Genomic DNA, 13031 nt, shown 5'->3' on the forward strand with positions numbered 1-13031 from the left:
TTTTGGTTAAACAATTATAGTTTTATCATATTCCAACTCATTTCAAAAGCTTTTTCAATTTTTTCGTCGCTTAGCTTATAAACATTCCCCACATGCTCATCGGCAAGCTCACGAATAAAGCCTAACATGCCAAGGAAAATCATTTCGTTATCTAAATCCTTTCTAACCAACCCCAGATCCTTACCACGCTGGATTATATCCTTTACGGGCTTTTTCATCTCCTCTGCCATTAGTTTTTGGCTTTCGTTTATATAGGGCGAACGATAGTAAAACTCCAGAAAGTGGCTCTCCTTATAATGCTCAATACGATGTTTTAGGTAGTTCACCCATACCGTTTTTAGACCATCTTTAAATGGCAACGAAGAATCGTAATGCTCCAAAAAGCGCTCAACGCTCTCCTTATAAAGTTTTATGTAAAGTTGGCTTATGAGCTCATCCTTGTTCTTAAAATAAAGGTAAATGGTTCCAACAGCAATATTTGCCCTTTTGGCAACCTTACCCATACTAAAACCACCAAACCCAAACTCCAAAAGAACATCGAGGCTAACCTCAAAGATCATCAACCGCTTAGCATCATCCTTTTTTCTCATTCTGCAATTATAATGAATGACCATTCATTTTACAATACTTTTTAAAAAAATGTTTCATAAAAGCCCAAATTGTTTTCAGTTTTTATAAAAATGAATGCAACTCTTGCTAATAACTATAACAAACGAAGCAAATAAATATAGTTATTTCAACAAACCGTTTAAATTTTTCTTACCTTTAATCAAGCAAACTTAAAAATCTCAGATATGAAAAAATTAAGTTTATTATTTCTTATAGGAATTATTCTAACTCAATGTAAAAACCATATCAACAGTTCTGATATTGAATTACATTTAACTGGATTTCCTGATAGTGCTATGTTATACCTAACTAATGCTGAAACTGGACTAACTGACTCGGCTTACGTTATAAACAATCACCTAACTTTTAATGTAGACATTGACGAACCAACACGATTTATTATTAATACTCCAGCAAAAACTCGTTCAGAGGTTGACTTTATTGTATTCTGGAAAGAGAGCAACAAAGTTACGATCTATGCAGAGAAAGGGAACCTGAAAGAAGGGAAGGTTAATGGTTCTAAAACACACCAGCTTTACACTAATCTAAATAAGAAACTGAGCAAATTTGAGAAATTAAGTGACAGCTTATGGCTTGTTTACAAATCACTTCCTCCCGACTCAACAGCATTACTGAAAAGAATTGAGAAAGAAGGTAATGCCATAAATGATTCAATAATTAAGGTTCAAATTAACTACATTAAAAACAATCCCTACGAGCTATACAGTTTTATACTCTTGAGAAATCTGATGATTGAAGAATTAGAGAGACACCAGGTTGAAGATCTTTATCAAAATTTAGTCTCGGATTTAAAAAAGACCAAGATTGCTAAAGACATAGAGCGATTCATCCAAACCAAATATTATGCAGAAATTGGTAAACCAGCAATTAATTTCACTTTACCCGATATTAAAGGGAATCCAATTACTCTTGATAGCCTAAAAGGTAAGGTTGTCTTATTAGATTTCTGGTCTTCAAACTGTGGGCCATGTTTGCTAGAAATACCTCATCTTAAAAACCTTTACAAAGAGTTCAATCCAAAAGGATTTGAAATAGTTGGAATCTCAATGGATAAGAATAAGGATGCCTGGATAAAAACCGTAAACATGTATAATATAACATGGCCAACCGTATCGGATCTGAAAAGTGTTTATGGGAAAGTTGCCTTGGAATATGGTGTAAACTTTTACCCAACATACTATATCATTGACAGGGATGGAAAAGTTATTGACAAGGTTTTAGGGCGAGGCATAGTTGAAGAGAAAATCAGGAAAATATTCGAATAACCATTAAACTTACCAAGATTCTATTTACGCTGCTTATCGTCAATAACAAATATTTTTTTACCAAGAAATCGCTCTATACTATTTAAACGCTTGCGTTGATCAGGTGTCACGAAAGTAATTGCAACACCATCGGATTGGGCACGAGCAGTACGGCCAATACGATGAACGTAATCTTCGGGATCATTGGGAACGTCGTAATTAACCACCAAATCGATATCCTCAATATCTATACCCCGAGCCACTATGTCGGTTGCAACAAGCACCTGAAATTTTTTGTTACGGAAACCGCGCATTACCTCCTCGCGCTGTTTTTGCTCCAAATCGGAATGCATGGCAGCAACGTTAACATCCACCTTATGCAATTGGCTTTCGATGCTCTTAACTTCGGCCTTGGTTGAGGCAAAAATAATAGCGCTTTGAACCACGTCGCTTTTCTCCAAAAGCGAAGATAAAAGCGACAACTTTTGCTCAGGCCTAACATGGTAAACCGCCTGAAGAATGTTTTCGGCTGGTTTTGAGGTAGCCAGGTTTATTTCCACTGGTTTGCGAAGAATTGATTTGGCAAGCTTACGTATATCCGAAGGCATTGTAGCAGAAAACATGAGAGTTTGCCGCTGGTCAGGAAGGTGCTTAACAATTGCAATAATATCGTCGTAGAATCCCATATCGAGCATACGATCGGCCTCGTCGAGAATCAAATGTTGTACATTTTTTAAGTTGACATACCCCATTTGTATGTGTTGCTTAAGGCGCCCTGGAGTAGCAACAATAATTTCAGCGCCGTGCTCAAGTGCCTGTCGTTGTCGGTCCCAGTTTGAGCCATCGTTCCCCCCATAAACTGCAATTGAGCTTACAGGAGCAAAGTAAGAAAAGCCTTCTATCTGCTGATCGATTTGCATAGCCAACTCTCGCGTTGGTACTATTACCAATGCTTTAACAGAATTACTTACGTGTTCCTCCGCAGACAGGATACTTAGAATTGGCAACATAAAAGCAGCAGTCTTTCCTGTTCCCGTTTGGGCACAGGCTAGCAAATCGCTGCCCTCTAAAATTACGGGAATTGCCTTTTCTTGGATTGGTGTGGGCTTTTCATAGCCCATTGCATCGATCCCCTCTATAACCGATGGGTGTAAATCAAATGTAATAAAACTCAACTCTTTTTAAATTTTCGTAAAGGTAGTAAAAACCATGGAAAACCTACTATAATTTAGACTTTAACGGCCAGATTAGTATCAATCATAAAAACATTCTTGAATTTATCGTAAAAATTTATAACATTGCCAACAATTTAGTATGGCTTTTTTGATATGGAATTCTTCTACTCTTTAGGCACTTACGAGAGAGCAATAAGCATAGCCCTATTGTTTTTTATGCTCATTCAACTCTATTTTTACTTGGTATTCTACGTAAGGGTTATCATAAAAAAGTTCAACCCCTTGCCTTCAAATACGGAAGCATACCAGCCAATTTCAGTTGTAATATGTGCAAGAAACGAAGAAGAAAACCTTAAAAACTTTCTACCGAAAGTACTTGAACAGGACTACCCCGATTTCGAAGTAATTGTTGTTAACGATTGTTCAAATGACAATTCCGATTTGATTCTTGACAATCTCAAGAAAGAATACTCTCATCTTAAAGTAACCACCATTAAAGAAGACGAAAAATTCACACATGCAAAAAAACTTGCGTTAACAGTAGGCATAAAAGCTGCAAAGAACGAATGGTTGGTACTAACCGATGCCGATTGTTTTCCAAAATCAGACAAATGGCTAAAACACATAGCATCAAATTTCACCGATGGCATTGAAATTGTTTTTGGCTATGGAGGTTACCTCTCGGAAAGAGGTTTTCTTAATAAGTTAATTAGGCTCGACGCGCTTCAAATTGCGTTAAACTACTTTGGTTGGGCTCTTGCAGGCAAGCCGTATATGGGCGTTGGTCGTAATCTAGCCTACAAAAAATCACTATTTTTTAAAAATAAAGGATTTGCTAGCCATGCAGGAATCGAGTCTGGCGACGATGATTTATTTGTCATGGAGGTAGCCAACAAGAAAAACACAGCATTTGAATATCGTCCCGAAGCTCATACTTTATCAGTACCACGTAAAACCTATTCAGCTTGGTTACGTCAAAAAAGAAGACATCTTTCCACGTCGAAACACTATAGCTGGGGGCTTAAAACGCTACTTACACTTGAACCATTAAGCCGAATAATTGTTTATGTATTGTTTGCAGTAGCTTTATACCTTAACTATTTCCCAATAATTATTGTTTCAGCATTGGTTACTTTTATTATAATAAGGCATATAATTCTTGCATTTGCTGCCAAGAAGTTTGATGAAAAAAGGCTTCTTCACGTTGCCTTGTGGTGGGATTTGTATTCTATTCTTTTTTACACTAAATTGCTTTTATCAAACAATTTTAACAGGAAGCAATATAAATGGAAATGATTCCGGACAATCTATCGGAAAAGGCGAAATATGACCTTGTTTTAGTTGAGCGTGCCCTTAAAGGCGATCAGAAAGCATTTGCCGAACTGATGGACCGCTATCGGGATGCCATTTATTTCATGCTTCTTAAAATGGTAAACAACAAAAGCGACGCAGAAGATTTAACACTTGAAGCATTTGGGAAAGCATTCAAGAACATTCATCAATACACACCCAACTATGCATTTAGTACATGGCTCTTTAAAATAGCGTCGAATAACTGTATCGATTTCATTCGCAAAAGAAAAGCGAATCACATATCTATTGACCAAGGAACTGAGGACGAGGAAGGGAACTCTCTTTCTCCTTCATCAGTTATTGCCTCGAACATTTTAGACCCAGAAGAAAAACTGATAAAAAAACAGAACATCAAGTTAGTGCAAGATGTGGTTGCAAAGCTAAAGCCACGCTATCGTAAGCTAGTGGAGCTCCGATACTTCAAAGAATACTCTTACGAAGAAATTGCTGAGGAACTCAACCTTCCGCTTGGCACTGTTAAAGCCCAGCTATTCAGAGCGAGAGAGTTGCTTTCAAATATTCTCAACAACTTACCACCCCATCATTAAAAACTAGAAATAAGCATTATTCATGGAATCCATTTTACAATATTTTCCTGAACTCACTTCTGTTCAGAGGGCGCAGCTTGCAAAATTAGAAGAGCTGTACAAGCATTGGAATGCCCAAATCAATGTCATATCGCGTAAGGATATTGACAATTTAATGACTCACCACGTTCTTCACTCCCTAGCCATAGCCAAGGTTATAAACTTTGCTAAGGGCACTAGAATAATGGACATTGGAACTGGTGGAGGTTTCCCTGGAATACCATTAGCAATCTTTTTCCCAAGCTGTCATTTTACCCTTGTAGACTCTATTGCAAAAAAAACAAAAGTAGCAATGGAGGTTGCTAAGGCTTTAGAATTATCAAACATCGATGTAGTTACGTCACGTGCCGAAAACTTAAAAGAAGAATGGGACTTTGTGGTAAGCAGGGCTGTTGCACCAGTTTCAAAGCTCATGGCATGGACCCAAAAAAACATTCACGAAGGAGGAATAAACAATTTACCAAACGGTTTAATTTGTCTTAAAGGGGGTGACATCAAAGAGGAGTTAAAACCCTACAATAAATGGGCTACCAAATGGAAAATTGATGATTTTTTTGAAGATGAATACTTTGCCGAGAAATACGTAATACATATTGCAGTTTGATTTTGGCTGAAAGAATTTTTACATGTTGAATTTTTAATATAGAAAAAATTATTTTACCTTTGCGAACCCAAAATGGGGTTAACACTCATCAAGTTTTGCAGGAAAAGTAAATAAGTAAAAGCATACAGAGATGAAAAGAACATTTCAGCCATCCGTTAGGAAAAGAAGAAACAAACATGGTTTCCGTGAGCGCATGTCGACCCATAATGGCCGCAGGGTTTTGGCTGCCCGTAGAGCAAAGGGAAGAAAGAAACTAACCGTTTCCGATGAAATTTACCGGAAATAATTGTGCTTACTAACATACAGATAAAGGCGGGTGGTTAACCTGCCTTTTTTGTTTTCAATGTTTTATATTTACCGAAAATTTCAGAATGAAACCTCTAATTGAAGACATTAACCCAAAAACAGAAGACGAAAGGCTTGCTTCAATCATCGACAAAGTAATTTCTGGGGAAAGAATAAACGCAGACGATGGCATTTACCTATACGAGCATGCAGACCTTGCGCTTCTATCGCAACTGGCTAATCTTGCAAACCACAGGCTGAATGGCAATTACATACTATTCAACAAGAACTTTCACATCGAACCAACAAATCTTTGTGTTTTCAACTGTAAGTTCTGCTCATACCATAAATCGGCAGGTGATTCAGAGAGCTGGGTACTCACGCTGGAGGAGATAAAAAACGCTGCTCGGAAATATATCAATACCGATGTTACGGAAGTTCACATAGTTGGAGGTGTTCATCCAAAATGGAACATCGATTACTATGGAGAAATGATTAAAGCAGTTAAAGAGATACTTCCACATATACACGTAAAAGCATACTCAGCTATAGAGCTAGATTTCATAATACGTAAAAGTAAGCTAAGCTATTCCGAAGGTCTAAAAAGGCTAAAGGACTATGGTTTGGATTCCATTCCAGGAGGTGGAGCAGAGATATTTGCCCCTGAGGTAAGGGCAAAAATCTGCCCCGAAAAAGCATCTGGAGACGCGTGGCTCGCTATCCATAAAGCAGCCCATGAGAATGGGATTCAATCGAATGCCACCATGCTGTATGGACACATCGAAAGCTATAAGCATAGGGTGCAACACATGGAAGCCATAAGAAAACTACAGGATGAAACGCATGGATTCAACTGTTTCATCCCCCTAAAATTCAGAGCAGCAAACAACCCAATGGGTTATCTTGGCGAAGTGAATATGGTTGAAGACCTCAGAAATTTTGCTGTTTCTAGAATATACATGGATAACATCAGGCACTTAAAAGCGTACTGGCCCATGTTAGGAATCCAGAACACTAAAATGGCAATAAATTTTGGTGTAGATGACATTGATGGCACAATTGATGACACGACAAAGATATACTCCATGGCTGGAGCCGAAGAGCAGAAGCCAACAATGACAGTAGAAAGATTAACCCAAATTGTAAGAGAAGCTGGTGGAATTCCTGCTGAACGTGATTCAATCTACAATATCATAAAGGTTTACGATTAGAAAGCTGTTGTTTAAATGAATATGCTATTTTTGCATTAATCAAATAATCTGAATCATGAAATTTGACCAATTACTAAAAAAGACAAAAAGTCTAATCCTGAAATTTTTCCACAACCCTTACATAAACACAATAATTAAGGGCATTGCAGCATTTGCAATTATAATCATTGCCCTAATGATTTTCTTAAACTTTTACACCAGACACAACCAGGAGCAACCCACTCCCCAACTTGTAGGATTACCAATAGAAGAAGCCATCGCAACTATAGACGACAACGACCTACGGATTGAAATTTCGGACTCTGTTTATATCTTCAACAAAAAACCAGGAAGCGTAATCTCTCAGAATCCCCTTCCAGGGACCATGGTAAAAAAGAACCGAAGGGTTTTTGTTACAATAAATGCAAAGAACCCCATTAAAATTGAAGTACCCAACGTTGTAGGCTTCACCTTAAGGCAGGCAAAAGCTATACTAGAACAAGAAGGATTCGAGGTAGGCACGCTATCGTTCAAACCCGATTTAGGATTAAACAACGTACTTGAGCAATACTACAACGGAGAAGAAGCCAAGGCAGGCATGAGAATCCCCAAAGGCTCTAAAATTGACTTGGTACTTGGCAAGGGAATGCATGGCGAACGCACTGGAATACCCCTTCTCATTGGGCTAAAGCTTAACGACGCAGTGAATCGAATTATAGAGGCATCTCTAAATGTTGGAAAAATTCGATACGATGAAACAATAACTAGCCATAACGATTCGTTAGATGCTAGGGTTTATAGCCAATATCCTGCCTACATTGAAAACGCTACGCTTAATTTTGGAACTCGGGTAGATTTATGGCTAACCCTCAACCAAGCAAGGATTCCTAAAATTGAAAAAAAGGACTCGGTTGAGACAACCCTTTTAAACGATGTTAATGACGACGACGAAATTGTGATTGAATAGATTAACTCAAATGCGTAGAATACTTTTTATCCTAGCCTTCACTTCAGCAACAGCATTTTCCTTCTGCCAAGAGGGTTTGATAAACCTTTCGGGCTACCAGCCTATTAAAACTCAAAAGAAACAAACGGGTTCTAAATCTATGCTAGAACTCCCCTTTTTTGACGATTTTGCAAGGCTTACCTCTACTCCAACCCTTCAACTTTGGGAACCCTCGAATGTGATTACATCAAGCACTTTTGCTGCTAATAATCCAACCATTGGGTTTGCAACTTTTGATGCAGTGAACAACAAAGGCGTAATTTACTCTCATCTCTCAACAACCTCATTACCAGCCGACACATTAACATCGCAACCAATTAATCTTAACTACCCTGCAACCGACAGCATTTACTTGTCGTTTAGCATTGAACCAGGTGGTTTGGGTTATGAGCCAGGGCCCAACGATTCACTCGTATTAGAATTCTTTAGCCCGTCCGAAAACAAGTGGTTTCGAAGTTGGGCAGCATGTGTCGATTTTGAGAACGATACCATATCGTTTTACAACCATCTTAATAAAACAGCATCAGGTAAGAAAACAGCAAAGCTTGACTCAACCTTTTTCCCTATTATTATCAACATCAGCAATTCAAACTTTTTACAAAGTGGATTTCGCTTCCGATTTATTGGTTATGCTTCTCTAATGGAGAATGCAACGATTCCAGGCTATCGGACAAACTCAGACCAGTGGCACATTGATATGGTATATCTGAACAGGCTTCGCAACTGGGACGATACCATTTATAACGACATTGCCTTTTTTAAACCCTTAGAGCCAATTCTTACAAATTACTACTCTATCCCTTGGAATCATTTTGCTGAGGCTGAATCAAAAGAGATATCAAGCCCAAGAGAATTTAATATCGTTTACAGAAACCTAGGGCCCACCACATGGAATGTAACTCGCCGATTTTATATTAAAAATCTTTCAGATAATAGTGAATATACATTTTCGGGAGGTGCCGATAACATTTATGGATATCAAAACTTCCCCTACATAAGAAAATACGACTACAACTTCACATCAGAATGGAGCGATTCGGCTAAGTTTATCCTCAGAACTTGGTTGATAACCGACAACGACGAAGCGAATAAACATCTAAGATACAACGACACCCTTACCCAAGAACTTAACTTTTTCAACTACTACGCATTAGATGATGGAAGTGCAGAAAGTGGATATGGGCTTTTTGGCGAAGGCACACTTAACGCTATGGTTGCCCAGCAGTTTTATAATTACAAAGATGACTATCTGGTTGGTATAATGATTTATTTCAACCGAAGCTATCAGGATGCAAATAACATTCCATTTAAAATAACCATATGGAACGATGATAACGGGAAACCTGGTAAAATAATTTATCAGAAAAGTATTACTAGGCCCATTTTCCCCGACAGCCTAAACCAATTCAGCACCTTTAGCATCGACAAAATATTTATCCCAGAAGGGACCTTTTATGTTGGCTGGCAGCAGTACAGTATAGATTTTATTAACGTTGGCTTTGACCGTAACACGAATAACCAAAGCAAGATTTTCCATTCACTTCCTGGATACTGGACCAATACCAACTTTAAAGGCACAATAATGATTCGGCCAGTATTTGGAAAGTTATATAACTCTCCCACAGCTATAAAAACAACAAGGAGTTCTAGCACTATCAACATTTACCCGAACCCTGCCAATGATTTCTTCCGTATAGATATTGACAAAAACCTTCAAGCACTATCCTATCAGATTATATCAACAACTGGACAGGTTGTTGCATCGGGTTTCTTAGCAGGAGATAATTTGGTAAGCACAAGCAACCTGCCAACAGGCATTTATATCGTAAGAGTTAGAACCAACAATGGGTCCGTGTTAACCTCAAAAGTAATTGTTAGGTAATGCTAGAAAATCCCCAACGCTTAGATGACACCCCAGATAGCAACCCAGATGAGCAATCGGAGCTGTTTGAACATTTCCGAATTGAAGTCGACAAGGGACAAACACCAACACGAATAGACAAATTCCTGACCGATAAGATTAGGAACATAAGCCGCAATCGGATACAAAACGCAGCTGAAGCAGGTAATGTTCTGGTAAATGGGAAAACTGTAAAATCATCGTACAAGGTTAAGCCTTTCGACACCATTTCTATAGTGTTGGCTCACCCTCCACGAGAAACAGACATTTTACCAGAGAACATTCCCATTGATATTATTTATGAAGATGACACCCTGCTTATTGTTAACAAACCTGCAGGTATGGTAGTTCACCCTGCCTATGGTAACTTTAATGGAACGCTTGTTAATGCCTTGCTATACCATCTAAAAGATGTACCACTTTTTAAAAGCGGAGAGGTAAGACCCGGACTAGTTCATAGGATTGACAAAAACACATCGGGATTACTGGTAATTGCCAAAACCGAATTTGCCATGAACCATCTGGCAAAACAGTTTTTTGACAGAACTACCGACAGGTTATATATAGCCTTGGTATGGGGTGATATGGAGTCGGATAGCGGCACTATTACCGGTCATATCGGCCGAAGTGTACGCGACCGCAAGCGGATGCAGGTTTATCCTGGCGGCGAACAGGGAAAACATGCTGTAACCCATTGGCGGGTTTTGAAACGCTTTGGATATACCACACTGATAGAATGCAAACTTGAAACTGGACGCACCCATCAAATTAGGGCCCACATGGAGTATATTAATCACCCTCTATTTAATGATGAGGTTTATGGCGGCAATAAAATAATAAAAGGCAACGCTACTACTAAATACAAACAATTTATTGAGAATTGTTTTAATATATGCCCTAGGCATGCCCTTCATGCAAAAACACTTGGATTTACCCATCCAATCTCGGGCGATAGATTACATTTTGAATCGGAATTACCTAAAGATATGAGCGATTTAGTTGAAAAATGGGATAAGTACAACATTTAGTTTCTTTCTTATAACAGTTCAACCTCACCTGAAAAGTCTGTTACAAGAACCTCACTACTTTCATCGGAAAAATATATAAAGCTTGGACTTAAACCTGTTTGTTTTTGAAAAGCATCATCAACCACCTCAAATGTACGCAAATTAATAAGCGAATGAAGTTCTTCTGTTCTTGAGCCTTCTCCAACCTCATCATTTAAAACATAGTAAAGGATAGCCCATTGCTTATTGCTTGAAATATCAACATTAGTAAAGGTTAAATCTTCCCGCTTAATGATAGTTTTTTCAACTCCATCGGAATACTTGGCAATCAACTCATTATCGTTTTTTATACTTACATCAAGAATATTTCTAGCCAAATAGCCCGATTTGTGAACGAACCTATTATTCAAATATATTTCCGACACACAAACATCTTTATACCTTGTGCCAGGGTAAAAGCCCTCAAAGCCTAATTTTAAAACGATAAAACATGTTAACTTCTCCTGGGTTTTTCCTTTTAAAATATCTGCAAAATCTTCCTTATGGCGGTTAAAAGCGTTCTGGAAAAAGTGATCTAAAGAATCCTTTAGTAGACTCAATTTAAACGATTGAATTGCAGACACATCCTCTAAATTGAATTTAAACTGCTTTGGATACTCAAACAAAAAGGAAGTGACAGAAACCTCCGAAACGTAACCTGGGGGAGTGAATCCAACGAGCACAGAAACGTTAAGCATTCTAGGGCGAGAATTTGCCAAAAACAATGAGCTAGATTTACCATAGCCAGCCATGATATTTAAAATGAGATTATTAGCATCCAACTCCTTTGGCACCATAATGTAAATTGACGAGAGTTTATGAACAGTATCGCCAATGACCCAGCAAGTTTTAAAATTTCCGTCAAACACATTTGTTACAGGGTATTTATTAACCCTATTATTTGAAATAACGCTTAAATACTCTTTATTATAAAATGGCGTATAAGGGTTATCAAACAGTTCAACCTTAACCCAGCCATTCTCCTGAGCATTTGCAGCCACATATAACATCAAGAAAAAAACAGCCAATTGAATTTTAATGATTCTGACACTCTTTGAGTAGCGGAACAATTTTATTAAAGTATTCATTATAGTAGATGTAGGTTAAGCTATCCTTGTAATCTATGGATTTCTCATCTTTTCGTTTCAAATGTTCTCTGCGCTTTTCCATCATATTCACTATTTTATCAATGTCAAAGTTGGAGCACGAACAAATTTTTGAAATTATTGATTTTCTAATTCTTTCATCGCCTTCTTTCAAAACCAAATAGTCGACATAATCATCTTTTACATCAGGCCAAATATTCTCTAGATCAATTCCAAATGCATCTAATGGCACAGAAGTCAAGTAACTTACATACTCTCTTGCTCTTCTGTTTGGTTTTGACTTATTATTAATTTTAGCAAATTCCAAAGAATCGATACAATACAACTTATCATTCTTTATATTTAAGACATAAGCACTTTTAAGGAAATTATAGACTTCGTACCCTTTCGCAGAGTCGGCATGATTTACACATCTTTTCAGGTAGAAAGGCAGGGCATATTCAAAAAAATCAATTTTAAATGCCAGTAAAGAATCGCCAACCAATTCTAAATCTGCATAATTATAGTTCAAGTCATTGCAAAGCAAAAGCGTGTTATTTAAGTCATACACCCGGGTTACAGAGCTATCGCTTAGATTAAAGCTATAAAAAGCAACATCGGTAAACTCATACTTAGATTGCCCTCCATCGGGGAAACGTGCTATTCCAGTTGGGCGGCGAAATATGTCAATTTTAGCAAGAAAAATAAAGGAAGAACTATCTGGGCTAAACGCAAGGTCATCGCCTAATGTCAACTTTGTCGAAAGGTAATTGGAATGGCAGGATTCAAAAAGAATCAAAAAGATTACACCGCAAGCAACACAAATCTTTTTCAAAATCTACAGGTTAGGACATTTATCAAAGTTATGTTAGAAAAAGCACAAAGTCAACAATTAAACGCAATATGTGCCGACTTATTCACCACAA

The 13031-nt window shown here is 37.8% G+C and carries 13 protein-coding genes; 9 read left to right on the plus strand and 4 right to left on the minus strand.

Going from position 1 to position 13031, the window contains the following annotated elements:
• Positions 1–14: 14 nt before the first annotated feature.
• Positions 15–590, minus strand: a complete 576-nt coding sequence (locus FHG85_RS11050) for a TetR/AcrR family transcriptional regulator (RefSeq protein WP_173075867.1) — start codon at positions 588–590, stop codon at positions 15–17.
• 204 nt (positions 591–794) lie between these two features.
• On the opposite strand from FHG85_RS11050, the gene FHG85_RS11055 reads away from it, so the two are divergent.
• Positions 795–1895, plus strand: coding sequence for a TlpA disulfide reductase family protein (locus FHG85_RS11055; RefSeq protein ID WP_173075869.1), 1101 nt, complete (start codon positions 795–797; stop codon positions 1893–1895).
• 20 nt (positions 1896–1915) lie between these two features.
• On the opposite strand, the gene FHG85_RS11060 is transcribed toward FHG85_RS11055, so the two are convergent.
• Entirely contained in the window at positions 1916–3049 is a 1134-nt protein-coding gene (locus FHG85_RS11060; protein WP_246249210.1) for a DEAD/DEAH box helicase, read from the minus strand.
• A 153-nt stretch (positions 3050–3202) separates the two neighbouring features.
• Between FHG85_RS11060 and FHG85_RS11065 the strand changes: the two genes are divergently transcribed.
• The 8 genes from FHG85_RS11065 to FHG85_RS11100 all read left to right on the plus strand — a co-directional run bounded on the left by FHG85_RS11065 (position 3203) and on the right by FHG85_RS11100 (position 11002).
• Complete coding sequence (locus FHG85_RS11065) at positions 3203–4345, plus strand: glycosyltransferase (protein WP_220429205.1); 1143 nt, start codon at positions 3203–3205, stop codon at positions 4343–4345.
• A complete protein-coding gene (locus FHG85_RS11070) occupies positions 4336–4950 on the plus strand; it encodes an RNA polymerase sigma factor (protein ID WP_173075873.1) in 615 nt (204 codons plus the stop codon). The genes FHG85_RS11065 and FHG85_RS11070 overlap by 10 nt, the downstream gene beginning before the upstream one ends.
• A 22-nt stretch (positions 4951–4972) precedes the next feature.
• Positions 4973–5593, plus strand: coding sequence for a 16S rRNA (guanine(527)-N(7))-methyltransferase RsmG (rsmG, locus tag FHG85_RS11075; RefSeq protein ID WP_173075875.1), 621 nt, complete (start codon positions 4973–4975; stop codon positions 5591–5593).
• 130 nt (positions 5594–5723) lie between these two features.
• Positions 5724–5879 carry a 50S ribosomal protein L34 gene (gene rpmH / locus FHG85_RS11080; RefSeq protein ID WP_173075877.1) on the plus strand — a complete coding sequence of 52 codons (156 nt, stop codon included), beginning with the start codon at positions 5724–5726 and terminating at the stop codon, positions 5877–5879.
• Between the two features lie 85 nt (positions 5880–5964).
• Positions 5965–7089, plus strand: a complete 1125-nt coding sequence (mqnE, locus tag FHG85_RS11085; protein ID WP_173075880.1) for an aminofutalosine synthase MqnE — start codon at positions 5965–5967, stop codon at positions 7087–7089.
• A 55-nt stretch (positions 7090–7144) separates the two neighbouring features.
• On the plus strand, positions 7145–8035 hold the full coding sequence (locus tag FHG85_RS11090) for a PASTA domain-containing protein (protein ID WP_173075882.1): 891 nt from the start codon (positions 7145–7147) through the stop codon (positions 8033–8035).
• Between the two features lie 10 nt (positions 8036–8045).
• A complete protein-coding gene (locus tag FHG85_RS11095) occupies positions 8046–9956 on the plus strand; it encodes a T9SS type A sorting domain-containing protein (RefSeq protein ID WP_173075884.1) in 1911 nt (636 codons plus the stop codon).
• Entirely contained in the window at positions 9956–11002 is a 1047-nt protein-coding gene (locus tag FHG85_RS11100; protein WP_173075886.1) for an RluA family pseudouridine synthase, read from the plus strand. Before FHG85_RS11095 ends, FHG85_RS11100 begins: the two co-directional genes overlap by 1 nt.
• An 8-nt stretch (positions 11003–11010) precedes the next feature.
• Here the strand turns inward: FHG85_RS11100 and FHG85_RS11105 are convergent, their stop codons facing one another.
• Positions 11011–12108 (minus strand): NADase-type glycan-binding domain-containing protein, encoded by a 1098-nt coding sequence (locus FHG85_RS11105; protein ID WP_173075888.1) that lies wholly within the window; start codon positions 12106–12108, stop codon positions 11011–11013.
• Positions 12056–12940: a hypothetical protein gene (locus FHG85_RS11110; RefSeq protein ID WP_173075890.1), complete on the minus strand. Its 885-nt coding sequence runs from the start codon at positions 12938–12940 to the stop codon at positions 12056–12058. The genes FHG85_RS11105 and FHG85_RS11110 overlap by 53 nt, the downstream gene beginning before the upstream one ends.
• Positions 12941–13031 lie beyond the last annotated feature (91 nt).

This window comes from Tenuifilum thalassicum (genome assembly GCF_013265555.1).
GTDB lineage: Bacteria > Bacteroidota > Bacteroidia > Bacteroidales > Tenuifilaceae > Tenuifilum > Tenuifilum thalassicum.

Excerpts from the sequence above, each read along its gene's own strand:
- FHG85_RS11095 (WP_173075884.1), top strand. The coding sequence starts at position 8,046 with ATGCGTAGAATACTTTTTATCCTAGCCTTCACTTCAGCAACAGCATTT.
- rpmH (WP_173075877.1), top strand. The coding sequence starts at position 5,724 with ATGAAAAGAACATTTCAGCCATCCGTTAGGAAAAGAAGAAACAAACAT.
- FHG85_RS11070 (WP_173075873.1), top strand. The coding sequence starts at position 4,336 with ATGGAAATGATTCCGGACAATCTATCGGAAAAGGCGAAATATGACCTT.
- rsmG (WP_173075875.1), top strand. The coding sequence starts at position 4,973 with ATGGAATCCATTTTACAATATTTTCCTGAACTCACTTCTGTTCAGAGG.
- FHG85_RS11065 (WP_220429205.1), top strand. The coding sequence starts at position 3,203 with ATGGAATTCTTCTACTCTTTAGGCACTTACGAGAGAGCAATAAGCATA.
- FHG85_RS11105 (WP_173075888.1), bottom strand. The coding sequence starts at position 12,108 with ATGAATACTTTAATAAAATTGTTCCGCTACTCAAAGAGTGTCAGAATC.
- FHG85_RS11100 (WP_173075886.1), top strand. The coding sequence starts at position 9,956 with ATGCTAGAAAATCCCCAACGCTTAGATGACACCCCAGATAGCAACCCA.
- FHG85_RS11050 (WP_173075867.1), bottom strand. The coding sequence starts at position 590 with ATGAGAAAAAAGGATGATGCTAAGCGGTTGATGATCTTTGAGGTTAGC.
- FHG85_RS11090 (WP_173075882.1), top strand. The coding sequence starts at position 7,145 with ATGAAATTTGACCAATTACTAAAAAAGACAAAAAGTCTAATCCTGAAA.
- FHG85_RS11055 (WP_173075869.1), top strand. The coding sequence starts at position 795 with ATGAAAAAATTAAGTTTATTATTTCTTATAGGAATTATTCTAACTCAA.
- mqnE (WP_173075880.1), top strand. The coding sequence starts at position 5,965 with ATGAAACCTCTAATTGAAGACATTAACCCAAAAACAGAAGACGAAAGG.